This window comes from Mycobacterium sp. IDUB_3 (assembly GCF_055419585.1).
In genome coordinates this window covers 635,430-657,322 of the sequence record NZ_JBVAXZ010000002.1, presented here as the reverse complement: position 1 = coordinate 657,322, position 21,893 = coordinate 635,430, and the positions used below count along the sequence as shown (strand labels likewise).

Below are 21,893 nucleotides of genomic sequence, written 5' to 3'. Positions count from 1 at the left end.
CGCCGGGTCACCTCAAGGCCCGAGCAGCTAAAACCGCCACCCGCCGCGCTATTGCGCCACCTGCGAGGACGCGTCGGCTTTGTGATCCCGGTGAGCAGAACCTGCCACGCCACCGAACCCGCCAATTCCCGGATGGCCACCCGGCGGCGGAAGATGGCGTGCATGACGGATGTTTCCAAGCACGCGTTGACCAAGGTGCCGGCGGTCACCCTGGGGTTCTGGGTCATCAAGGTCTTGGCCACGACGTTGGGCGAGACGGGCGGTGACACCGTCACGATGACGCTGAATTGGGGCTACGCCGCCGGGGTCGCGATTTTCGGCGTCGCGCTGGTGGCGCTGGTGGCGGCGCAGATCCTCGCCAAGCGATTCCACGCGGCCCTGTACTGGGCGACGATCGTCGCCTCGACGACGTTCGGCACCGTGCTGGCCGATTTCGCGGACCGGTCGCTGGGCATCGGCTACACGGGCGGGTCGCTGCTGCTGCTGGCGTGCCTGCTGGCCACGCTGGGACTCTGGCGCTGGTCGCAGGGCACCGTATCGGTCAACACCGTCTCCACGCCCAAGGTGGAGGCCTTTTACTGGGCAACCATCACGTTCTCGCAGACGCTGGGCACCGCGCTCGGCGATTGGCTGGCCGACACACGCGATTTCGGTTACGAACGCGGCGCGCTGGTGTTCGCGATTGGCCTGGCGGTGGTCGCGGCAATGTACTTCTGGGCGTCGATCTCCCGCGTCACATTGTTCTGGGTCGCGTTCATCCTCACCAGGCCGCTGGGCGCGACCGTCGGTGACTTCATCGACAAGCCCGTCGCCGACGGCGGCCTGGCGTGGAGTCGCCCGCTCGCCTCGGCGGTGCTCGCGGCGCTGATCGCGGTGTTGATCATCGTCATACCGCAGCGCCCCGGTCGCCACCCCGGTCAGCCCAAAGATGATGTGACGGAACGTCGTCCGGAAACCGGCGTCCAGCAACCGGACCAGGATCCATGCTGACCGGCCGGTCGGGCCGTGACTTCTTCCAAAAACCATGGCCTGACTGGAAAGTCGACGTCGACGTCGACAGCCTGACAACGTTCTTCAGCCACACCAATCCGGGCGAGACCATCGTCGGCCACCCGGTGCGCATCACGCTGGAAAACCCGGGCGTGGTGTGGGTGGCGACCAACCGTTTCTGCCGGATGGGCGGCCCGTTCGCCGAGGTGCTGATCGAGACCCGCTGGCCCGGCTGAGGGCACCTCCCGCACTCGACGTAGCGTTGAAACATGAGAGTCCTGCTCGTCGAGGATGAACCGCGGCTGTCCGCCACCATGGCCAGGGGGCTCAAGGCGGAGGGTTTTGTCGTGGTGGCCGTCGGCAACGGCGTCGACGGCCTGCGGGAGGCCACCGAAAATGGTTTCGACGTAATGGTTCTCGACATCATGCTGCCCGGCCTCAGCGGCTACGAGGTGCTGCGCCGAATGCGGTCGCACAACGTGTGGACACCGGTGCTCATGCTGACCGCCAAGGACGGTGAGTACGACCAGACCGACGCCTTCGACCTGGGTGCGGATGACTATCTGACCAAGCCGTTCTCGTTCCGCGTACTGGTGGCGCGGCTGCGGGCGCTGATTCGTCGAGGCGCGCCGGCGCGCCCGGTGGTGCTGAAAGCCGGGACGCTGGCGCTGGACCCCGCCCGGCACACGGTCAAACGGGGTTCGACCCCGATCGCGTTGACTCCCCGCGAGTACGGGGTGCTCGAATTCCTGATGCGCAACAAGGACGTGGTGGTGACCAAGGCCGAGATATTGCAGAACGTCTGGGATGCGCATCATCACGGCCCCGACAACGTGGTCGAGGTCTACGTGGGGTATCTGCGTCGCAAGATCGATGTCCCCTTCGGCACCAACACCATCGAGACGATTCGGGGCGTCGGTTACCGATTGCTGTGCTGAGACACCGGCAACGTCACGATCATCTTGGTTCCGCCGGAGGGCGGGTCGTCGATGGCGACCGTGCCCCCGTGTGCGGCAACGACCTCGGCGACGATCGCCAGGCCCAGGCCCGTCCCTCCCCCGCTGCGGGCCCGGTCGGAATCCAGGCGAACGAAACGTTCGAATACCCGGCCCCTGTCGGCGCGGGCTATTCCGGGGCCGTCATCGCTGACGGTGAGGACAGCCGTCGCGCCCCGGCTGCCGAGTTCGATGGACACGCATGAAACCGCATGGCGGACAGCATTTTCCACGAGGTTACGGATCATCCGCGACATGGCCACCGGGTCGGCTTCCAGGCGCACCGGACAGATATCGGTGTGGACCACGCATTGCGTGTCACGCCGAGCGCGGTCGGCCTCGGCGCGCGCGAGGTCGTCGAGCGCCACCCGCTCCGTGCGCCGGAGCAGCGTCTGCTCGTCGGCGCGGGCCAGCAGCAGCAGGTCATCGATCAGGGTGTGCATGCGCTGCGCCTCGGGCAGCAGGGTGTTGACCGCCAGCTCGGCGTCGAGCAGATCGGGATGGGCCTCGGCCACTTCCAGCCCGGAGATGATCGTGGTCAGCGGGCTCCGCAATTCGTGCGACGCGTCGCCGACAAAGCGTTGCTGCGCACGGTGACCCGCCTCCAGGCGGGAAAGCATCTCGTTCATGGTGACGGCCAGGGCCGCGATCTCGTCGTGGCTGTCGGGCACCGGCACCCGCTCGCCCAGATCGGACGCCGAGATGTCGGCAACCCTGGTCCGGATGGCGTCCACCGACTGCAGCGAGCGGCGCACCAGCCAGTAGGTTGCGCCCGCCACCACCCCGACGATGACCGGCGCGCTGCACGCCAGCAGGATCGCCAGCGTCCGCGCGGTCGCCTCGACCGCCTCGCTGCCGCCGCCCACCAGCACCGTGTACACGCCGGATCGGGTCCCGACCTTTTGGCCACTGACGCGCATGTCGTCGCCGGCCACCGCGTCGTCGGGCAGGCCGCGCCGCAGGTTGAAGTCGAATCGGCTCGCCGGAACCAGCGGCGTTTTCGGTGCGGAGCCGGATCGCTTGACCACGTCGCCATCCGGACCGAGCAGTTGCGTCGCGACCACCCGCTGGTCGGTGGTCAGAAAATGGTTGTCGAGGTCGTCGGGCGAATCGGACTGCAGCGCCTTGGTGATGTCGCGGACCCGTTCGGCGGCGGCGTAATCGACGCCCGCCAACAGCGTGCGGTACAGGATTGCGTCCAAGCCCGCGCCGGCCACGCTGAGGGCACACAGCACGACGATCGCCGACACCGCCGCCGAGCGGGCCGAAATGCCCAGGTGGCCGAGGCGCCACGAACCAACCCGCCCGCTTCGCCGGAACGGCCCGACACCGGATATTCCCACGTCGTTAATTCTGCAGGGCCGCGGCCCGGCTGAAAACACCGAGCTCAGCGCGTTCTCAGCGGCCTCTCAGCGGTCGCGTCTTAGGCTGGCGTCGTCATGTTTGTTACTGCACGTTCTGCGCGTCGTAACGGTCGTGCGATCGCACGAGTACTGGTCAGCGCGGCAGTCGTGGTCGGCTCCGGTGTCCTGGGAGCGGCGCAGGTTGGCGCCGACCCGAGTCCGTTCAGCACCCTCAGTTCGAGCTGCAACCAGACGGCTCCTGCGGGCCGCGACGCACTCCTGCAGGGGATCCGGCGAGGTATCGCCGATTGGTCGCCGGGCGCACCGCACACCTCGTCCCGCACCACCTGCGGCGCGAACCCGACTCCGACGACCGGCTGATCGCTCAGCTGCTGTCGGCGACCGACGGCACGGCCGGGGCGTCGTTGGCGCCGTTGTTGCGCGCGCCGTTGGCAGCCGACGCGTCCGCGGGTAGCTCGAACGCCGCGGTCACCGAGCCCACCGCCGCCATCGCGGCGTTGCGTTGGGCCTCCATGCGCGCCAGCGCCGTCTCGGTGAAGACCGACAACCCGAGATCGGGGTTGTATCCGTGGATTTCCTTGACGTCGAGCTGGGCCAGGAAGTAGACGATCTCCTTGGACACCACCTGGCCCGGGACCAGCACCGGAAAGCCCGGCGGGTAGGGCACCACGAAGGTGGTCGACACCAGGGTCTTGCCCTCGGCCAGTCGACGCCCGGCCATGCCGATCAGCACGTGTTCGCGATCGGTCTCCTCGTAGCCGGCGTAGAACGCCGATCGCATGTCGCCGAAGTTGCACTCGTCGACGGGCCGGAACGCGACGTCGAATTCGCTGAAGTCGGGCAGATGCGGGAGATCCTCGGTGATCTCCTCGACGTGACGTTGCTGCAGCGCCCGGTCGGCGACGCTGGCCGCCTTCTCGGTGCGGTCGAAATCGATTGCCACCCTTCGCAACACATCGAGCAGGTAATGCACACTGGACCAGGTGACGCCGATCGTGAAGATCAGCAGCACGCTGTTGATCGACGTCTTGTTGATCTGGATGCCGAATCGCTCCATCAGGATCTTCTCGCGGAAGTCGTAGCCGTTCATCCCGGTCGCGCCCACGAACAAGGTCACCCGCGTCGCGTCCAGCACGAACTGGTCGGAGCGCCAGGCCTCGTTCCACTCGGCCAGCGCCCCCTGCCTGACCTGGCGATAGGAACTCACCGAGGACTCGCGGAACTCCTCTGGCACCAGGTCGGATTCGTCGAGGATGCGGAACCACTTGCTGATCAGCCGGTCTTTTCGCACCCGATGCCGGAAGACCAGCGCCATGTCGTATACCTGCCGGACCAGTTGGAAGCCCTCGATGTCGACCTGGCGGCGGGCCAGGTCCAGTGACGCCAGCAGCTGCTGGTTCGGCGATGTCGAGGTGTGCGTCAGGAACGCCTCAGCGAAGGAATCCCGGGTGAGCGCGTTGAAATCCTGGTCGCGCACGTGGATCATCGACGCCTGCCGCAGTGCCGACAGTGATTTGTGCGTGGAATGCGTGGCGTAGACGCGCACCCGGGCGGTGGCCGGGTCGGGCATCAGCTCGCGCTCGATCCACTCCCGCCGGTCCACCCCGTCCATGGATGCGGCCCATTTCCGGTATTCCGCAACGTATTCCGGCGATGCCAGCATCTGCTCGAGGCGCTCGGCGGAGATCATGGCGGTGCGCTGCCGGGCCCACGGCACGGCCGTGGCGAACGCGTACCACGCCTCGTCCCACAGAAAGCAGATATCCGGCTTGATCGCCAGCACCTCCTGCATGACCTGTAGGGGGTTGTAGACGACGCCGTCGAAGGTGCAGTTGGTCAGCAGCAGCATGCGCACCCGGTGCAGTTGTCCGGCCGCCTCCAGATCCAGCAGCGCCTGCTTGATGGTGCGCAGCGACACCGCGCCGTAGATCGCGAACTGCGGCAGCGGATACGCGTCCAGGTACAGCGGGTAGGCACCGGCCAGCACCAGGCCGTAGTGGTGCGACTTGTGACAGTTGCGGTCGATCAGCACGATGTCACCCGGCCGGGTAAGCGACTGCACCACGATCTTGTTGGCCGTCGACGTCCCGTTGGTGACGAAGTAGGTGTGGTCGGCGTTCCACGTCTTGGCGGCCTTGTCCATCGCCTTCTTGATGTTGCCGTGCGGGTCCAGCAGCGAGTCCAGGCCGCCGGAGGTGGTGGAGGTTTCGGCCATGAAGATGTTGCGGCCGTAGAACTCCCCCATGTCCTGCAGCGACCGGGAATTGAAGATGCTGGCGCCGCGTGCGACGGGCAGGGCGTGGAATTGGCCGACCGGCGCGGCGGCATACGCGCGCAGTGCGTCGAAAAACGGTGTGGCGTAACGGTTTCGCAGTCCGGCGAGCACCGTACTGTGCAGGTCGGTGACGTCGTTGAGCCGGTAGAACGTGCGGTCGTAGACGTCGGGCTCGGTGTCATCGCCGGCCGCGATCGACTCGTCGGTCAGCAGATACAAATCGATGTGGGGCCGCAGCTCCCTGATCCATTCCCCGCACTCCACCCAATAGTTGGCGCGGTCCGGAATGGCGTCTCCCGCATCCTCGTTGGGCCCGAGCAACGTGTTCATCAGCGGCAGCCGGTCCCGGGACCGCAGCGGCAGGTCGTCCCGGATGATCGCGGCCTGAATCTCCCCGTTCAGCGCCACCGCGGTGATCGCGTCTTCGACGCTGGGAACCACCAGGATCTCGAACTGCACATCGTCGGTCGGGCAGCGCAGCGCACGCAGGCACTCGGCCAGGCTGTCCGGCGCCGTGCTCGGCGCGTCGTCGGCGAGCAGCACGGTGTAGAAGTGCTGCTGCTTGGCCTGGGCGACCAGCTCCTGGTCACCCAGCGGCGCGGAGGTATCGAAAAGCCCTGCGCGGTCACCGTATTCACTCAGCAACCGGACGGCCAGGGAGACCTCCTCGGTGAGCCGCACCGTGGACAGGCTCTCCAGGTGGGCCCGGAAGATCGCCAGGTTCGCCGCACCGGGGTACAGCCAGTACCGCTCGTAGGCGGCGATGCGATCCATGAGGCGTTTCACGCGCGCCACGTCGTGGGTCTTGTCCAGTCCGGCGAGGTCCACCTCGGCGAGATGACGACAGGCGTCGTCCAGCAGGTTCCAGGTGTCGACCCGGGCGTATGAGGGGTTGGCCACCGCCGCCAGTGCGGACACTCGAAGTCGTCGCGGCTGGGTGCTGTATCGAATCATGACCTCACCTGTTCTTCTCGGATCGCCGCCGCTGACGTGCCGCTCGTATTGTGAACCCGCTGCGCCACGCCCGTGGTCATTTCATCTCAGCTTGCTCGGTGATCCGCCTCGTCGTCACTGTCCACGACATCGCCCCGGCGGCGCCGATTACCCCGGGCGCTGTCCGCCCACCGCAGCATGGGCAGCTCGAGGCGGCGGACGGGCAACTCGGTGACGTCGCTGAGCGACCGCACCACGCCCTGGGTCAGCCCCATGAGCGCGGCCATCACTGGCAGCAGCGGCTGCAGCGGCTTGGCCGCCGAACGCACCGTGCTGATGCGGCGGGCGACGGCCACCCGTTCGGCGCAGTGATACAGCCAGGCGCCCACACCGAGCGCGTAGATCGAGAGCACCGAGGCCACGATGGTCAACCTGTAGGCGGCGCAGATCACCGCGCCCAGCACCACCGTCGCGGCCAGGACGGCCGCCACGAGCAGGCGCAGCTCCAACCGGGTCATGGTTGCGGTCCGTGGTCCTCCGGTGTCATGTCGGAACCCACCGCCCCGCGGACCGCCTCGGCGGCGGCCCTGATCTGCGGGGTCACCAGCATGACGTGGCCGAGCACCCCGTTGACGAAGCCCGGCGAGTCGTCGGTGGACAGTTCCTTGGCCAGCTGGACAGCCTCGTCGACGGCGACCGGTTCCGGCACGTCGTCGGCGTAGAGCAGCTCCCAGACCGCGACCCGCAGGATGGCGCGGTCCACCGCCGGCAGCCGGTCCAGCGTCCAGCCCTGCAGATGCGAGCTGATCAGGTCATCGATGTGCGCGGCGTGTTCGCCGACGCCCCGGGCCGCCGCGGCCGTATACGGCTGCAGGGGCGCGACTTCGGGGTTCGTCTCGGCGAGCCCGGTGCGGACGTCGACGATCTCCGCCGGGCTCAGCCCACGGGCCTCGGCCTCGAACAGGAGGTCGACTGCACGCTTGCGGGCCTGATGGCGTCCCCTCACGGGTCTGCTCACGCGTTGACGCGCCCCAGGTAGCTGCCGTCGCGCGTGTCGACCTTCAGCTTGTCTCCGGTGTTGATGAACAGCGGCACCTGGATCTCGGCGCCGGTCTCCACGGTGGCCGGCTTGGTGCCGGCGCTGGACCGGTCGCCCTGCAGGCCCGGCTCCGTGTGCGTCACCACCATCTCCACCGAGACGGGCAGCTCGAGGTACAGCGGGGCGCCGTTGTGGAACGCCACCTGCACCGGCAGGCCCTCCAGCAGAAACCGGGCGGAATCGCCGACCAGCGACTCGGGCAGCGGGTGCTGCTCGTAGTCCTGGCTGTCCATGAACACGAAGTCCGAGCCGTCGCGGTACAGGTAGGTGGCGTCGCGGCGGTCGACGGTGGCGGTCTCCACCTTTACGCCGGCGTTGTACGTCTTGTCGACTACCTTGCCGGAGAGCACGTTCTTGAGCTTGGTCCGCACGAAAGCCGGGCCCTTGCCCGGTTTGACGTGCTGGAACTCGACGATCTGCCACAGTTGGCCGTCGATCACCAGCACCAGTCCGTTCTTGAAATCGGCAGTGCTTGCCACGGTTCGGTATATCTCCTCGAGGAATGGACAGTCGCTACGGAACTGTCTGTAACTTGTCGGCCAGTTTAGAGCGCTCCGCGCCCGTGCCCCGCGGACCGGGGTCGGGCCGTGACGCGCGAAACGCCGTTAGTGGTGGACGTGTTCGGAGCCGGGCGCGGCGTGCTCGTCCGGCGACGGCAGCGGCTTGATCATCGTCAGCAGCGGAACGTGCAGCGTCACCCCGCTGGCGAACGGCATGTGGATCGCGAAGTAGACGATCTGCATCTCCAGCCGCAGCTCCCGAAGGGGCTGGGCGTACATGTCCCACCGGAAGTCCCGCAGGCGCGCCAAACCCCGTCCCACCCCGTTCACGCCCCCGACTGTACTCGGGGGCGCAACCCCCCGGGCGCTATCGGCTACGCCAGAACGGCGAGCTCCTTGGGGAACTTGGTCAGCAATTCCGGGGGTTTGCCGAGGGCCTCATCGGGCACCACCAGCGTGTCCTCGATGCGCACCCCGCCGCGGCCGGGCAGGTAGACGCCGGGCTCCACGGTCACCACGGATTCGGCCAGCAACGTGCCGGTGGACGTGGCGCCGATGCCCGGCGCTTCGTGGATCTCCAGGCCCACGCCGTGGCCCAGGCTGTGGCTGAACTGCTCGCCATAGCCGGCGTCGGCGATCACCTGGCGGGCCGCGGCGTCCACCTCGCGCAGGTCGGCGCCGGCCTGCAACGCCTCACGGCCGGCCCGCTGCGAGTCGGCGACCAACTGGTAGATCTCCAGCTGCCAGTCGGCGGCCTTGCCGAGCACGAAGGTGCGGGTCATGTCGGAGTGGTAGCCGCCGACCAGCGCCCCGAAGTCGATCTTGACGAAATCGCCGCCGGCCAGCACCGCGTCGGTGGGCCGGTGATGCGGGATCGCCGAATTCGGGCCCGCCGCCACGATGGTCTCGAACGAGATCGCGTCGGCGCCGTGATCGAGCATCAGGGCCTCCAGCTCGCGGCTGACCTCGCGTTCGGTCCGGCCGGGCCGCAGGCCGCCCCGCGCCACCAGGTCGGTCAGCGCCGCGTCGGCCGCCTCGCACGCCAGCCGCAGCAGCGCGACCTCGCCGGAGTCCTTGACCTCGCGCAACGCCTCGACGGTTCCGGCCGCCTTGACCAGCTCGGTGGTCGCCTTCCGCTCGTCCAGCTCGCGGGTCAGCGCGTCGAATCCGTCGACGGTCACCACGTTGCTTTCGAAGCCCAGCTTCTGAGCGCCGGCCGCGGCGGCGTGCGCGGCCAGGTGGCGTCCCAGCGCCCGCTCTATGGCGACGTCGAGGTCCGGCGCCTGCTCGGCGGCCTGGGTCCGGTACCGCCCATCGGTGGCCAGCACGGGGCCGCGATCGTCCGCGAACACCAGCAACGCGCCGTTGGACCCGGTAAAACCGGAGAGATAACGGACGTTCACCAAGTCCGTGACCAGCAACGCATCCAATCCGCTGGCCTCAAGTCGCGCTCTGAGCCTGTCTCGACGCTGTGAATGTGTCACAGGGCTTGACGGTACTCGCTACGCTTTTGGGCCATGAGTAACTGGATGCTGCGCGGATTGGTCTACGCCGCGGCGATGGTCGTCGTTCGATTGTTCCAAGGCGCATTGATCAACGCGTGGCAGACGCAGGCCGGGCTGTTCAGTGCGGCGCTGCTGATTCTGTTCATCATCGGCGTGGCCGTATGGGGGGTTCTCGACGGCCGGGCCGACGCCCGCGCCAACCCCGATCCAGATCGCCGCGGCGACCTGGCGATGACCTGGCTGCTGGCCGGCCTGCTGGCCGGTGTGCTCAGTGGCGCCGTTACCTGGCTGCTCGCGCTCTTCTACAAGGGCCTGTACACCGGGGGGCTGCTCAACGAGCTGACGACGTTTGCGGCCTTCACCGCGCTGTGTGTCTTCCTGCCAGGAATCATCGGCGTGACCATCGGGCGCTGGCGGGTGGACCGGCAGACTGAGAAGACTCCGGAGAAGCACCACGGCCTTGACCAAAAACGCGAGCGGGACGGTGACACCGACGTGTTCTCGGCGGTGCGCGACGACGACTCGCCCACCGGCGAGATTCCCACGCAGAACTCCGGTGCCCACACCGAGGCGCGGACCGCGTCGGTCGCCACGGCCGAGCGCGAGGCGCACACCGACAGGGTGTCCACCGCCGAATCGCCGACCGAAACGATCGACAAGCCCGGGGACGACCCGAAGACCGAGGTGATCCGCACCGGCGACGAGCACACCAGGCCCGGCACCGAACACGACAAGGGCTAGCTGTTGGCGCCGGACTCCCCGGCCAGATAGCGCAGGGCGAGCAGATAGCCCTGCACCCCCAGCCCGACGATCACTCCGGTCGCGACCGGGCTTAGGTAAGAGTGCCGCCGAAACTCTTCGCGCGCATGGACATTGGAGATGTGCACCTCGATCAGGGGTGCACGCAACTCCGCGCACGCGTCGCGCAGCGCCACCGACGTATGGGTGAGCCCGCCGGCGTTGAGGATCACCGGCTCGCCCGCGTCGGCGGCAGAATGGATCCAGTCAAGCAGTTCGGCTTCGTTATCGCTCTGCCGCACAACCGCTTTGACGCCGAGCGCATCGGCTTCCCGCTCGATCAGCGCGGCCAACTGATCATGCGTCGTGTCGCCGTACACGTCCGGCTCGCGCCGGCCCAGCCGGCCCAGGTTCGGGCCGTTGATGACGTTCACGACGGTGGTCATTTAGCCTCCTCCGCGAGTCCGGCATAGGCCGCCGCCAACAGCGACGGGTCGGGGCCGGCCATCCGGCCCGGCTTGCCCAGGCCGTCGAGGACCACGAACCGCAGCACCCCGGCCCGCGACTTCTTGTCTCCCGCCATGTATTCCAGCAGTTGCGGCAGCGCGTCGGCGTCATAGCTGACCGGCAGGCCGAGCGCGGACAGGATGCTGCGGTGCCGCTGCGCGGTGGCGTCGTCGAGGCGGCCGGCCAGCCGGGCCAGCTCGGCGGCGAAGACCAGTCCCACCGACACCGCGGCGCCGTGCCGCCACTGGTAGCGCTCGCGACGCTCGATGGCGTGCCCCAATGTGTGCCCGTAGTTGAGGATTTCGCGCAGCTCCGACTCTTTCTCGTCGGCGGCCACCACCTCCGCCTTGACGGCGATAGCGCGGCGGATCAGCTCCGCCAGCACGTCGCCCGACGGGTCGACCGCGGCCTGCGGGTCGGCCTCGATAAGGTCGAGGATCACCGGATCTGCGATGAATCCCGCCTTGACGATTTCGGCCATCCCGGCCACAAGTTCGTTGTGCGGCAACGTCTGCAGCGTGTCGAGGTCGACCAGAACGGCGTGCGGCTGATGAAAGGACCCGACCAGGTTCTTGCCCGCGTCGGTGTTGATCCCGGTCTTGCCGCCGACGGCCGCGTCGACCATGCCAAGCAACGTGGTGGGCACGTGCACGATGTCGACGCCGCGCAGCCAGGTGGCCGCCGCGAATCCGGCGACGTCGGTAGCCGCGCCGCCGCCGAGGCTGACCAGCGCGTCCTTGCGTCCAATCCCGATGCGGCCCAACACTTCCCACAGGAAGCCAACCACCGGGAGGTCCTTGCCCTCCTCGGCGTCCGGGATTTCGACGCGGTGCGCGTCAACGCCCTTGTCCGCCAACCGACTTCGGATCACCTCGGCGGTCTCGGTCAGCACGGGTTGATGGACGATGGCCACCTTGTGCCGGCCGCCGACAAGTTCGTCCAGCTCGCCCAGCAAGCGGGTGCCGACGATCACCGGGTATGGCGGGTCGACAGCGACCTCGATGGTGACCGGATCACCGGAGCGCGTCATGTGGCCGCCCCGGCGGGAGCCTGCAACCGCGAGACGATGTAGCGGACCACCGCGCCGGGGTTGCGCCGGTTGGTGTCGACGCGGATGGTGGCCGCGCGCCGGTACAGCGGGCTTCGCTCGGCCAGCAGCGCGCGGTATTTGTCGGCGCGGTCCGGGCCGGCCAGCAGCGGGCGCACGGCGTTGCCGCCGGTGCGGCGCACCCCTTCGGTGGCGCTGATCTCCAGGTAGATGACGGTGTGACCGGCGAGGGCCGCACGCACCCCCGGGCTGGTGACGGCGCCGCCACCGAGCGACACCACGCCGTCGTGGCCGGCCAGCGCGGCGCGCACCACGTCTTCCTCGATGCGGCGGAATTCCGGCTCGCCGTCGGTGGCGAAGATGTCGGCGATGCGGCGCCCGGTCCGCTGCTCGATGGCCACATCGGTGTCCAGGAAGTCGACGCCGAGCGCCTTGGCCAGCCGCCGGCCGATGGTGGACTTGCCCGACCCCGGCAGACCCACCAGGACCGCCTTGGGCGCCACTACCCGGTACCCCGGGCGGCCGGCGACTCCCGCTCGGCGACGGCCTGCCGGTAGGACTCGACGTTGCGGCGGGTCTCGGCCAGCGAATCGCCGCCGAACTTTTGCAGCGCGGCCCGCGCCAGCACCAGCGCCACCATGGCCTCGACCACCACGCCGGCGGCGGGCACCGCGCACACGTCCGAGCGCTGGTGGATCGCGACGGCCTCCTCGCCGGTCGCCATGTCGACCGTGGCCAGCGCCCGCGGCACCGTGGAGATGGGCTTCATTGCAGCGCGCACCCGCAGCGGCTGGCCGTTGGTCATGCCGCCCTCCAGGCCGCCCGCGCGGTTGGTCGAGCGGACCACGCCGTCGGGGCCCGGGTACATCTCGTCGTGGGCGCGGCTGCCGCGGCGGCGTGCGGTCTCGAAGCCGTCGCCGATCTCGACGCCCTTGATCGCCTGGATGCCCATCACGGCGGCGGCGAGCTGGCTGTCCAGCCGGTTGTCGCCGCTGGTGAACGAGCCCAGCCCGACGGGCAGGCCCAGGACCACCACCTCGACCACACCGCCGAGCGTGTCGCCGTCCTTCTTGGCGGCCTCGATCTCGGCGATCATCGCCTCCTCGGCGGCCTTGTCGTAGGCGCGCACCGGGCTGGCGTCGATCGCGGGCAGGTCGCCCGGGCCGGGCGGCGGCCCGTCGTAGGGCGCCGACGGCCCGATCGCGATGACGTGCGAGAGCACCTCGACGCCGAGCACCTGGCGCAGGAACGCGCGGGCGATGGTGGCGGCCGCGACGCGGGCCGCCGTCTCGCGGGCGCTGGCCCGCTCCAGCACCGGCCGGGCGTCGTCGAAGCCGTACTTGAGCATGCCCGCGTAGTCGGCGTGGCCGGGCCGCGGCCGGGTCAGCGGCGCGTTGCGCGCACTGTCCGCCAGCTCGCCCGGGTCGACCGGGTCGGCGGCCATCACGGTCTCCCACTTCGGCCATTCGGTATTGCCGATCTCGACGGCGATGGGCCCGCCCAGGGTGACACCGTGACGCACCCCGGACAGCACGCTCACCGCGTCACGCTCGAACGCCATCCGGGCGCCGCGACCGTAACCCAGGCGACGGCGGGCCAACTGTTCGGCAATGTCGAGGGAGGTGACCTCCACACCGGCGACCATGCCTTCGAGCACGGCCACCAGCGCGCGGCCATGCGACTCCCCAGCAGTGATCCAACGCAACACAGGTCCCATCTTCCCACGGGGGCGTGCGCGGACTTAAATCCGCGCGAGTCTCAGAAGAAACTGCTCGCGGGCAGCTCCGCGCCGTTGACGGCGATATCGCCGAGCACCCGCGCCTTGTAGACGGTCGGGTTGTGCGAGAACAGCGTCCGCAGGTTGCGCCAGTGCCGGTCCAACAGCGCCGACGCCTGCACGGCCGACGCGCCGCCGACGTCGAAGACCCGCGACGCGGCCCGCAGCGCGGGCTCCTGGATCGCGACCTTGACCCGCGCGGCGGCGATCGACGACCGGTTTTCCAGCTCGGGATCGATCGCGGTGCCACGCGCCGCCTCCAGCGCGGGAGCGAGTTCGGCGGCCGCGCTGTGCACCAGTGCCTGCGCGGCGTAGGCCACCGCGTCGATCTCGCCGACGATCTGCAGCAGCTGCGGGTCCGCGGTGGGCTCCCCGACGCTGGCGAAGGTGTAGGTGCGTCCCCGCCCACGCACCAGCGCCGCGGCGTCGGCGGTCAGGGCCCGCAGGATGCCGGCGGCGATCGCGTGCAGGTACAGCTGCATCAGCGCGCCGCGGGCGCGGTTCACCCCGATGGTGTCGGCGAGCGGGAACACCTCGTCGGGAGCGACCGCGACGTCGTGGAATACCGTTGTGCCACTGCCTGTTTGGCGCTGCCCGATGCCGTCCCAGTCATCGAGGTGCTCGACGCCGGCGCGGTCCACCGGGATCACCACGGCGGTCGGGGTGTTGTCGTCGTCCTGCGCCGTGATGCGCAGATAGTCGGAGAACTGTGCGCCGGTGCTGTAGAACTTGCGGCCGCGCAGCCGCAGCCCGGCCCCCGTCGACACCAGTCGGGTGTCACGGTCGTTGCCGCCCACCGACTTCTGGCTCTTTTCGGCATTGGCGCCACCGATCAGCCCGCCCTCGGCGACCACCGCGATCCACCGGTCGCTGCCCGGTCGCCGCGGCGTGACCTGTAGCTCCTCGACCAGTGCGTAGTGGATCCGCAGGATGTGGGCCAGGTCGGGGTCGGCCGCGGCGAGCGCGATGAGGTGGTCGAAGAATTGGGGCACCGAGTAGCCGGCGCCGCCGTGCTCGCGGGCCAATCGCACCGCGCCCCACCGCTGGTCCCGGATGAGTTTGAGGCCGCGCAGCGGCGGCTCGGTTCCGCCGTTGGCCAGGCGCTGGCGGTAGTCGGCGGCGATGTCGGCCAGCACCCCGTCACTCAGGAATTCAACGGGCATGGGAGTCAAAGCCTTTCTGGGCGAATCGATGTCGTACGCACGACGACCAGCCCGCCAGGGTGTCAGGAGCGGACGCTACCGGCAACGGTTTCCTGCGTCCTGAGTTTTTCGCCCGCTCACGGACTTTCATCCGTGCTGATTCCTGCGGTGACCACGCGATAAGCGGCGAAGCCCGGGCACGCCACCGCGGTCATGTGCCACCATGTTGCCTGGTGAGTCAATTTCTCTGGTACATACCGAATACCGTCGAGCCGGGCCATCGAGGCGACGACACCGTCGACGGCTGGGGAAGTCTGGATTATTCGGTCGACCTGGCGCTGCGCGCCGAGCAACACGGCTGGGAAGGCGCGCTGATCGGCACCGGCTGGGGGCGGCCGGACACCTTCACCGTCGCGACCGCGATCGCCGCGCGCACCACCAACTTCGCCCCGCTGGTGGCGGTCCGCCCCGGTTACTGGCACCCGGCGCATTTCGCCAGTGCGGCGGCAACCCTGGATCGGCTGAACGACGGCCGGCTGCTGATCAACGTCGTCAGTGGCGCCGATGATCTGGCCGCGTACGGCGATCCCGAGGTCGACAAGGGCCGCCGCTACGACCGAACCCGCGAATTCATCCGGCTGGTTCGCCGCTTGTGGAGCGAGGACGACGTCACCTTCCGTGGCGAGTTTTTCGGCGTCGAACACTCGACGTTGCAGCCGCGCCCGCTCGGTGCGGCCGACGGCCGGTACCCGAAGCTCTACTTCGGCGGTGCATCGGCGGCGGCCGAGCAGGTCGCCGCGACCGACGCCGACGTCCAACTGTTCTGGGGTGAGTCCCTGGATGGGATCGCCGAGCGCATCGACAGGCTGAAGGCGTTGTCGGACAAGCTCGGTCGCGAGCACGCGCCGCTGGAATTCGGCCTTCGGGTGACGACGCTGGTGCGTGACACCTCCGAGCAGGCCTGGCGCGACGCCGAGGCGAAGGTGGCCAAGCTGGCCGGCACGCCGACCATGCTGCTGCTGCACGACCCGGCCGGGTCCGAGGGTCAGCGGCGGCTCAACGATCTTGCCGGGCGCGCAGAGGTGCTCGATTCCTGCCTGTATACGACGCCGAGCAAGTACGGCGGGGAGGGTGCCGGGACGACCTGGCTGGTCGGCTCGGCCGTCGAAGTCGCCGCTGCGCTGCGCAACTACGCCGATCTCGGGGTCAGCCATTTCGTGCTGTCGGACACCCCGTACAAGTCGGAGACGGTCAGGCTCGGCGACCAGCTGCTGCCGCTGCTGCGCCCCACCGCCGTCCCGGACTGAGGCGTCAGAGCAACGTCAGCCCCACCCCCGCCGCGCTGGCCAGACACATCGACGGCCCGTGCGGCACCGTGCTGCCGGCGCGCCGCGCCGGCCAGGCCATGCCGAGAACCGCGGTCAGCAGCGGCGCGCCCAGCGCCGCCAGAAACCACACACCGACGCCGAAGCAACCGGTCAGGGCGCCCAGGCCGAGCGCCAGCTTGACGTCACCGGCGCCCATTCCGCCCGGCGCCGCGCAGTGCACCACCAGGTAGATCGCGGTCAGCGACACGGTTCCGGCCAGTGCCGCCGGCCCGCGCCCGGCCAGTGTCGCAGCCACCAGGATCGCCGCGGCCCCGGTCAACGTCAGCGCGTTGGGCAGGCGGCGTTCGCGAATGTCGTAACAACTCAACGCCGCCAACCAGGCCAGCACCAGGCACGCGACCGCAATCCGCATGCGCGGCAGGCTAATCCGGTGCGGCCACCGCGCAAGTCATGGCCTCGCGCGGCGCGGGCCGCCCGGTGAACTGTTCCACCTGCGCGAATGCCTGGTGCAGCAGCATCTGCACGCCGTTGACCACCCGCCCGCCGGCGGCGCTCACCGCGCCGGCCAGCGGCGTGGGCCACGGGTCGTAGACGGCGTCCAGCAGCACAGCGATGCGTGCGAAGGTGTCGGCGTAGCGTTCGGCCACGTCCGCCGGGATGGTGCTGACCAGCACCTCGGCGCCCGCCACCTCATCGGCCAGCCCGTCGCCGTCCAGGTCGCAAAACCGGGTCGGCACGCCCAGCTCGTTGCCCAGATCCACCAGCCGGGCCGCCTTGTCGGGGTTGCGCGCCACCACGGTGATGCCGGCGACGCCCAGCTGGGCCAGGCCGGCCACGGCGGCCGGCGCGGTGCCGCCCGATCCACAGACGAGCGCCCATCCCGAAGCGCTGCCGAGCGCGCCGGCGACCCCGTCGATGTCGGTGTTGTCGGCCCGCCAACCCGCCGGCGTGCGCACCAGGGTGTTGGCCGATCCCACCCGCTGCGCCCGGTCGGTGCGCTCGTCGGCGAATCGCAGGGCGGCGAACTTGCCGGGCATGGTCACCGATACCCCGACCCATTCGGGGCCGAAGCCGCCGACCACGCCGGGCAGCTGCTCGGCGTCGCATTCAATGCGCTCGTACGTCCAGTCGGCCAGGCCCAGCGCACGATACGCGGCCAGGTGCAATTGCGGGGACTTCGAGTGGGCGATCGGCTTGCCGAGCACCGCCGCCTTGCGGGGGCCCGCGCTAGCGGGGCGTGCTGTCGAGGACACCGTTGCGCTTAGCCAGCTCGATGTTGGCCAGATGTTGTTGATAGTCGCGGGTGAACAGGGTCGTGCCCTGGGCGTCGATGGTGACGAAGTACAGCCAGTCACCGGGCTGCGGGTGCTCGGCCGCGTTCAGCGCGTCGGTCCCGGGCGAACAGATCGCGGCGGCCGGCAGGCCCTGCGACACGTAGGTGTTCCACGGCGTCTTCTGGGCCCGGTCGGCGTCGCTGGTGGCCACCTCGCGGCGGTCCAGCGGGTAGTTGACCGTCGAGTCGAACTCGAGCGTGTGGTGGGCGTGCAGGCGGTTGTAGATGACCTGCGCGACCTTGGCGAAGTCCTGGGAGTTCGATTCCTGCTGCACCAGCGACGCCACCACCAGGATGTCGTAGGGCGACAGGCCCATGGCCTGGGCGGTGTCCACCAGCCCGGACTTCACGTACTCCTCGCCACCGGCGCCGATCAGGGTGGCCAGGATGCTCTCCGGCGACGCGGACGGGTCGATGTTGAAAGTGCCCGGCGCGATCAGGCCCTCGATCCGGCGGTGGTCCTTGCCGAGCTCACCGACGGGTTCGGTGGCCCACGGCGGCACCGCCAACGCCAAGGGAGGGCTGTTGGTCGCGGCCGCGCGCAGGTCCTGCACCCGGACGCAGCGCGTGTCACCGTCGAGATCCACGCAGGTGGCTCGCGAGATCAGCGTCAGGATGCCCGGCGTCACCACGTTGGTCTTCATGTCGGTGGTGTCGTCGAGCTGGCGGCCCTCCGGGATGACCAGCCGGCCCACCCGGCTCTTCGGGTCGGTCAGCCGCGCGACGGCGTTTGCCGCCGGGATCTCGGTGCGCATCCGGTAGAAGCCGGGCTGGATCGAGTTGATGGCGCTGTTGCCGTGCGCGGCGTTGACGAACGCCCGCACCGTCTTGATGACCTGCTCTTTTTGCAGCGTCTCGCCGATGTTGGTGGTCGAGTCACCGGCCTGCACCTGAATCACCAGGTCCCGCTTGCCGCCTCCGCTGAAGTCGTCGCCGGCCCCGAACAGCGTGTGCCACAGCTTGCCGCCCACGAAGACACCGGCGAGCACCACCACGACGAGGACCGCGAGCGCGATCTTGCCGGCGAAGCGCCGCCGCCGACGGCCCCGCTCGGCCTGTTTGCGGGAGACGCGGCTCGACCTGCGCCGGGACGGTGCACCCACCGCCTCGGGCTCGGCTCGTTCGCGCCGTGCGCTGTCAACCATCGCTGAGCTCCCCCGCCGCCGCCGCGCGGCGTTGATCCAGCCAACTTTGCAAAATCGCCACCGCCGCGGCCTGATCGATCACCGCACGTTGTTCCTTGGCCCGCACCCCGGCCGCGCGCAGCGAACGCTGCGCGGCCACCGTGGTCAGCCGCTCGTCGGCCAGCCGCACCGGAATGGGGGGAACTCGGCGGCCCAGCACTTCCGCCAGTTTGCTGGCCAGCTCGATCGCGTCGATGGCCGACGGGCCGGTGCGATCGGCCAGCGTGCGCGGCAACCCCACCACCACCTCGACGGCCTCGTATTCGGCGGCCAGCGCGGCCAGCCGCCGCAGGTGTTTGCCGTTGCGGTCGCGGCGGACGGTCTCCACCGGGGTGGCCAGGATGGCGTCGGGATCGCTGCAGGCCACGCCGATGCGGACGCTACCCACGTCGATGCCGAGCCGTCGTCCCCGGCCAGGGTCCTGGTGCGGATCGCCGGGCCGGTCAGGCAAGCGGTGTTGTGTCAAGACCACTCAATCGACCCGCGCTATCGCGGCGATCTCGGAGCGGACCGCGTCGAGCGCTGCGTCGATGCCTGCCGGATCCTTGCCGGAGCCCTGCGCCAGGTCCGCCTTGCCGCCCCCGCGGCCGTCGACGGCCGCGGCGAGCTGCTTGACCAGGTCGTTGGCGCGAAGCCCGAGGTCCTGGGCGGCCGGGTTGGCGGCGACCGCATACGGCACCGACCCGCCCTCACCCTCGGCGATCAGCGCGACCACCGCGGGATCGCCGCCCAGCTTGCCGCGAATGTCACCGACCAGGGAGCGCAGATCGCCCGCCGTCATCCCGCCCGACATCCGTTGCGCCACCACCCGGACGTTACCGATGCGCTCCGCGCCGGCCGCGGCGTTGGTCGCAGCGGCCCGCGCACCGGCGAGCCGGGCGCGTTCGAGTTCCTTTTCCGCCGCCTTGAGCCGTTCCACCAGGTTGGCCACCCGGGCGGGCACCTCGTCGGACGGCACCTTCAGCGACGACGCCAGCCCCGCCATGAGTGCACGCTCCTTGGCCAGGTGCCGGAACGACTCGAGTCCGACGTAGGCCTCTACCCGGCGCACCCCGGAACCGACCGAGGATTCGCCCAGGATGGTCACCGGGCCGATCTGCGCCGAGTTGTGCACGTGGGTCCCGCCGCAGAGCTCCAGCGAGAACGGGCCACCGATCTCGACGACCCGGACCTCGTCGGGGTAGGCCTCGCCGAACATGGCCATCGCGCCCATCGCCTTGGCCTTCTCCAGCTGCTCGGTGAATGTGTGCACCTCGAAGTCGGCCTGCACCGCCTGGTTCGTCACCTCTTCGACCTGGGTGCGCTGTTCTTCGGACAGCGGTCCCTGCCAGTTGAAGTCGAACCGCAGGTAGCCCGGGCGGTTCAGCGAACCGGCCTGAACGGCGTTGGGCCCCAGCACCTGTCGCAGCGCCGCGTGCACCATGTGGGTGCCCGAGTGCCCCTGGGTGGCGCCGCGGCGCCACTGCGGGTCGACTGCCGCGACGACGGTGTCACCCTCCACGAATTCACCCGACTCGACGTTGATCCGGTGTACCCACAGGGTTTTGGCGATCTTCTGCACGTCGGTGACCGCGGCGCGGGCGCTCTGTCCGGCGCCCGTTCCGCTGATGGTGCCCTCGTCGGCGATCTGGCCGCCGGCCTCGGCGTACAAGGGCGTGCGGTCCAGCACGAGTTCGACCCGGCCGGCCCCCTCGGTGCCGTGGGTGACCACCGGGACGCGCTTGCCGTCCACGAAAATACCCAGAATCCTTGCTTCGGAGGTCAATTCGTCGAAGCCGGTGAACTCGGTGGGGCCGGCGTCGACCAGCTCGCGATAGGCGGTCAGGTCGGCGTGCGCATGTTTGCGCGCGGCGGCGTCGGCCTTGGCGCGGCGGCGCTGCTCGGCCATCAGTTCCCGGAAGCCGACTTCGTCCACCCGCAGGCCTGCCTCGGACGCCATCTCCAGCGTGAGCTCGATCGGGAATCCGTAGGTGTCGTGCAAGGTGAAGGCATCCGAACCCGAAATCGCCCTCGCGCCAGAGGCTTTGGTAGTCCCGGCCACCTCGTCGAACAGCTTCGAGCCCGCCGCCAGCGTGCGGTTGAACGCGGTCTCCTCGGCGACGGCGATGCGCCGGATCCGGTCGAAGTCGGCGGCCAGTTCCGGATACGACGGCCCCATCGCGTCGCGCACGGTGACCATCAGGTCGCCGACGATGGGACCCTCGATGTCGAGCAGCCGTGCCGAGCGGATCACCCGGCGCAGTAGCCGGCGCAGCACGTAGCCGCGGCCGTCGTTGCCAGGCGTGACGCCGTCGCTGATCAGGATGGCCGCGGTGCGGCTGTGGTCGGCGATGACCCGGTAGCGCACGTCGTCGTCGTGGTTGCCCACGTCATACCCGCGCGGCGCCCGCGCGGCCGCGGTGTCGATGACGGGCCGCAACAGGTCGGTCTCGTAGACGTTGTGCACGCCCTGCAGGATGAAGGCGACCCGCTCCACACCCATGCCGGTGTCAATGTTCTTGCGGGGCAACGGCCCCAGGATCTCGAAGTCGGCCTTGCCGGTACCCTCGCCGCGTTCATTCTGCATGAACACGAGATTCCAGATCTCGATGTAGCGGTCCTCGTTGGCGATCGGGCCGCCCTCGACGCCGAACTCCGGCCCGCGGTCGTAGTAGATCTCCGAGGACGGTCCGCACGGGCCGGGGATGCCCATCGACCAGTAGTTGTCTTCCATGCCGCGGCGCTGGATGCGATCCTCGGGCAGCCCGGCTATCTCCTGCCACAGCTGCACGGCCTCGTCGTCGTCGAAGAAGACCGTCGTCCAGATGCGTTCGGGATCCAGGCCGTAACCGCCCTGCTCGACACCGTTGGTCAGCAGGGTCCAGGCCAGTTCGATGGCGCGACGCTTGAAATAGTCGCCGAACGAGAAATTGCCGGCCATCTGAAAGAACGTGTTGTGCCGGGTGGTGATACCGACCTCGTCGATATCGGGGGTGCGGATGCACTTCTGGATGCTGGTGGCCGTCGAGTATTCGGGGGTGCGTGCGCCCAGGAAGTAGGGCACGAACTGGACCATGCCCGCGTTGACGAACAGCAGGTTGGGGTCGTCGAGGATCACCGATGCGCTCGGCACCTCGGTGTGGCCCGCCTTCACGAAATGATCAAGAAACCGCTTCCTGATCTCGTGTGTCTGCAC

21 protein-coding genes and 1 pseudogene are annotated in these 21,893 nt (G+C 69.2%); 5 read left to right on the top strand and 17 right to left on the bottom strand.

Going from position 1 to position 21,893, the window contains the following annotated elements:
* Window positions 1-162 precede the first annotated feature (162 nt).
* The 3 genes and pseudogenes from ACZYVJ_RS24155 (at window position 163) to ACZYVJ_RS24145 (ending at window position 1,928) form a co-directional block, all read left to right on the top strand.
* A complete protein-coding gene (locus ACZYVJ_RS24155) occupies window positions 163-990 on the top strand; it encodes a COG4705 family protein (RefSeq protein WP_463833664.1) in 828 nt (275 codons plus the stop codon).
* A gap of 14 nt (window positions 991-1,004) precedes the next feature.
* Window positions 1,005-1,226 (top strand): annotated as a pseudogene (locus ACZYVJ_RS24150) (hypothetical protein); the annotation flags it as partial.
* Window positions 1,227-1,259: 33 nt separating this feature from the next.
* The gene (locus ACZYVJ_RS24145; protein ID WP_463833663.1) at window positions 1,260-1,928 is read left to right on the top strand and encodes a response regulator transcription factor; all 669 of its coding nucleotides are present in this window, start codon (window positions 1,260-1,262) and stop codon (window positions 1,926-1,928) included.
* Here ACZYVJ_RS24145 and ACZYVJ_RS24140 read toward each other — a convergent pair.
* The 7 genes from ACZYVJ_RS24140 to ACZYVJ_RS24110 all read right to left on the bottom strand — a co-directional run bounded on the left by ACZYVJ_RS24140 (window position 1,910) and on the right by ACZYVJ_RS24110 (window position 9,640).
* A complete protein-coding gene (locus ACZYVJ_RS24140; RefSeq protein ID WP_463833662.1) occupies window positions 1,910-3,367 on the bottom strand; it encodes a sensor histidine kinase in 1,458 nt (485 codons plus the stop codon). The genes ACZYVJ_RS24145 and ACZYVJ_RS24140 overlap by 19 nt on opposite strands.
* 346 nt (window positions 3,368-3,713) lie before the next feature.
* Window positions 3,714-6,578 carry an aminotransferase class I/II-fold pyridoxal phosphate-dependent enzyme gene (locus ACZYVJ_RS24135; protein ID WP_463833661.1) on the bottom strand — a complete coding sequence of 955 codons (2,865 nt, stop codon included), beginning with the start codon at window positions 6,576-6,578 and terminating at the stop codon, window positions 3,714-3,716.
* 86 nt (window positions 6,579-6,664) lie between these two features.
* A complete protein-coding gene (locus tag ACZYVJ_RS24130; RefSeq protein ID WP_463833660.1) occupies window positions 6,665-7,075 on the bottom strand; it encodes an antitermination protein NusB in 411 nt (136 codons plus the stop codon).
* Entirely contained in the window at window positions 7,072-7,575 is a 504-nt protein-coding gene (nusB, locus tag ACZYVJ_RS24125) for a transcription antitermination factor NusB (protein WP_463833659.1), read from the bottom strand. The genes ACZYVJ_RS24130 and nusB overlap by 4 nt, the downstream gene beginning before the upstream one ends.
* On the bottom strand, window positions 7,572-8,135 hold the full coding sequence (efp, locus tag ACZYVJ_RS24120; RefSeq protein WP_463833658.1) for an elongation factor P: 564 nt from the start codon (window positions 8,133-8,135) through the stop codon (window positions 7,572-7,574). Before efp ends, nusB begins: the two co-directional genes overlap by 4 nt.
* Window positions 8,136-8,261: 126 nt before the next feature.
* Window positions 8,262-8,486 (bottom strand): hypothetical protein, encoded by a 225-nt coding sequence (locus ACZYVJ_RS24115; RefSeq protein ID WP_463833657.1) that lies wholly within the window; start codon window positions 8,484-8,486, stop codon window positions 8,262-8,264.
* Between the two features lie 44 nt (window positions 8,487-8,530).
* The gene (locus ACZYVJ_RS24110) at window positions 8,531-9,640 is read right to left on the bottom strand and encodes a M24 family metallopeptidase (RefSeq protein ID WP_463833656.1); all 1,110 of its coding nucleotides are present in this window, start codon (window positions 9,638-9,640) and stop codon (window positions 8,531-8,533) included.
* A gap of 33 nt (window positions 9,641-9,673) precedes the next feature.
* Between ACZYVJ_RS24110 and ACZYVJ_RS24105 the strand changes: the two genes are divergently transcribed.
* On the top strand, window positions 9,674-10,402 hold the full coding sequence (locus ACZYVJ_RS24105; RefSeq protein WP_463833655.1) for a B-4DMT family transporter: 729 nt from the start codon (window positions 9,674-9,676) through the stop codon (window positions 10,400-10,402).
* Here ACZYVJ_RS24105 and aroQ read toward each other — a convergent pair.
* The 5 genes from aroQ to ACZYVJ_RS24080 are packed head-to-tail and all read right to left on the bottom strand — an operon-like array spanning window position 10,399 to window position 14,894.
* Window positions 10,399-10,845, bottom strand: coding sequence for a type II 3-dehydroquinate dehydratase (gene aroQ / locus ACZYVJ_RS24100; RefSeq protein WP_463833654.1), 447 nt, complete (start codon window positions 10,843-10,845; stop codon window positions 10,399-10,401). The genes ACZYVJ_RS24105 and aroQ overlap by 4 nt on opposite strands.
* Complete coding sequence (gene aroB / locus ACZYVJ_RS24095) at window positions 10,842-11,936, bottom strand: 3-dehydroquinate synthase (RefSeq protein WP_463833653.1); 1,095 nt, start codon at window positions 11,934-11,936, stop codon at window positions 10,842-10,844. Before aroB ends, aroQ begins: the two co-directional genes overlap by 4 nt.
* A complete protein-coding gene (locus ACZYVJ_RS24090) occupies window positions 11,933-12,457 on the bottom strand; it encodes a shikimate kinase (protein WP_463833652.1) in 525 nt (174 codons plus the stop codon). The genes aroB and ACZYVJ_RS24090 overlap by 4 nt, the downstream gene beginning before the upstream one ends.
* Window positions 12,457-13,662, bottom strand: a complete 1,206-nt coding sequence (gene aroC / locus ACZYVJ_RS24085; RefSeq protein WP_463833651.1) for a chorismate synthase — start codon at window positions 13,660-13,662, stop codon at window positions 12,457-12,459. Before aroC ends, ACZYVJ_RS24090 begins: the two co-directional genes overlap by 1 nt.
* A gap of 50 nt (window positions 13,663-13,712) precedes the next feature.
* Window positions 13,713-14,894 (bottom strand): acyl-CoA dehydrogenase family protein, encoded by a 1,182-nt coding sequence (locus tag ACZYVJ_RS24080; protein WP_463833650.1) that lies wholly within the window; start codon window positions 14,892-14,894, stop codon window positions 13,713-13,715.
* A gap of 212 nt (window positions 14,895-15,106) precedes the next feature.
* Here ACZYVJ_RS24080 and ACZYVJ_RS24075 point away from each other — a divergent pair, with 212 nt between their 5' ends.
* On the top strand, window positions 15,107-16,180 hold the full coding sequence (locus tag ACZYVJ_RS24075) for an LLM class flavin-dependent oxidoreductase (protein ID WP_463833649.1): 1,074 nt from the start codon (window positions 15,107-15,109) through the stop codon (window positions 16,178-16,180).
* A 4-nt stretch (window positions 16,181-16,184) separates the two neighbouring features.
* On the opposite strand, the gene ACZYVJ_RS24070 is transcribed toward ACZYVJ_RS24075, so the two are convergent.
* Genes ACZYVJ_RS24070 through alaS form a run of 5 tightly spaced genes read right to left on the bottom strand, consistent with a single transcriptional unit; the run spans window position 16,185 to window position 21,893 of the window.
* Window positions 16,185-16,613: a prepilin peptidase gene (locus ACZYVJ_RS24070; RefSeq protein ID WP_463833648.1), complete on the bottom strand. Its 429-nt coding sequence runs from the start codon at window positions 16,611-16,613 to the stop codon at window positions 16,185-16,187.
* A gap of 10 nt (window positions 16,614-16,623) precedes the next feature.
* Window positions 16,624-17,454, bottom strand: a complete 831-nt coding sequence (locus tag ACZYVJ_RS24065) for a shikimate dehydrogenase (RefSeq protein ID WP_463833647.1) — start codon at window positions 17,452-17,454, stop codon at window positions 16,624-16,626.
* Complete coding sequence (gene mltG, locus ACZYVJ_RS24060) at window positions 17,429-18,679, bottom strand: endolytic transglycosylase MltG (RefSeq protein ID WP_463833646.1); 1,251 nt, start codon at window positions 18,677-18,679, stop codon at window positions 17,429-17,431. Before mltG ends, ACZYVJ_RS24065 begins: the two co-directional genes overlap by 26 nt.
* Window positions 18,672-19,190: a Holliday junction resolvase RuvX gene (gene ruvX / locus ACZYVJ_RS24055; RefSeq protein WP_463833645.1), complete on the bottom strand. Its 519-nt coding sequence runs from the start codon at window positions 19,188-19,190 to the stop codon at window positions 18,672-18,674. The genes mltG and ruvX overlap by 8 nt, the downstream gene beginning before the upstream one ends.
* Window positions 19,191-21,893, bottom strand: coding sequence for an alanine--tRNA ligase (gene alaS / locus ACZYVJ_RS24050; protein ID WP_463833644.1), 2,703 nt, complete (start codon window positions 21,891-21,893; stop codon window positions 19,191-19,193).

Coding starts and splice junctions, on each gene's coding strand:
- ACZYVJ_RS24155 (WP_463833664.1), top strand. CDS start 163: ATGACGGATGTTTCCAAGCACGCGTTGACCAAGGTGCCGGCGGTCACC.
- ACZYVJ_RS24145 (WP_463833663.1), top strand. CDS start 1,260: ATGAGAGTCCTGCTCGTCGAGGATGAACCGCGGCTGTCCGCCACCATG.
- ACZYVJ_RS24135 (WP_463833661.1), bottom strand. CDS start 6,578: ATGATTCGATACAGCACCCAGCCGCGACGACTTCGAGTGTCCGCACTG.
- ACZYVJ_RS24130 (WP_463833660.1), bottom strand. CDS start 7,075: ATGACCCGGTTGGAGCTGCGCCTGCTCGTGGCGGCCGTCCTGGCCGCG.
- ACZYVJ_RS24105 (WP_463833655.1), top strand. CDS start 9,674: ATGAGTAACTGGATGCTGCGCGGATTGGTCTACGCCGCGGCGATGGTC.
- aroQ (WP_463833654.1), bottom strand. CDS start 10,845: ATGACCACCGTCGTGAACGTCATCAACGGCCCGAACCTGGGCCGGCTG.
- aroB (WP_463833653.1), bottom strand. CDS start 11,936: ATGACGCGCTCCGGTGATCCGGTCACCATCGAGGTCGCTGTCGACCCG.
- ACZYVJ_RS24080 (WP_463833650.1), bottom strand. CDS start 14,894: ATGCCCGTTGAATTCCTGAGTGACGGGGTGCTGGCCGACATCGCCGCC.
- ACZYVJ_RS24070 (WP_463833648.1), bottom strand. CDS start 16,613: ATGCGGATTGCGGTCGCGTGCCTGGTGCTGGCCTGGTTGGCGGCGTTG.
- mltG (WP_463833646.1), bottom strand. CDS start 18,679: ATGGTTGACAGCGCACGGCGCGAACGAGCCGAGCCCGAGGCGGTGGGT.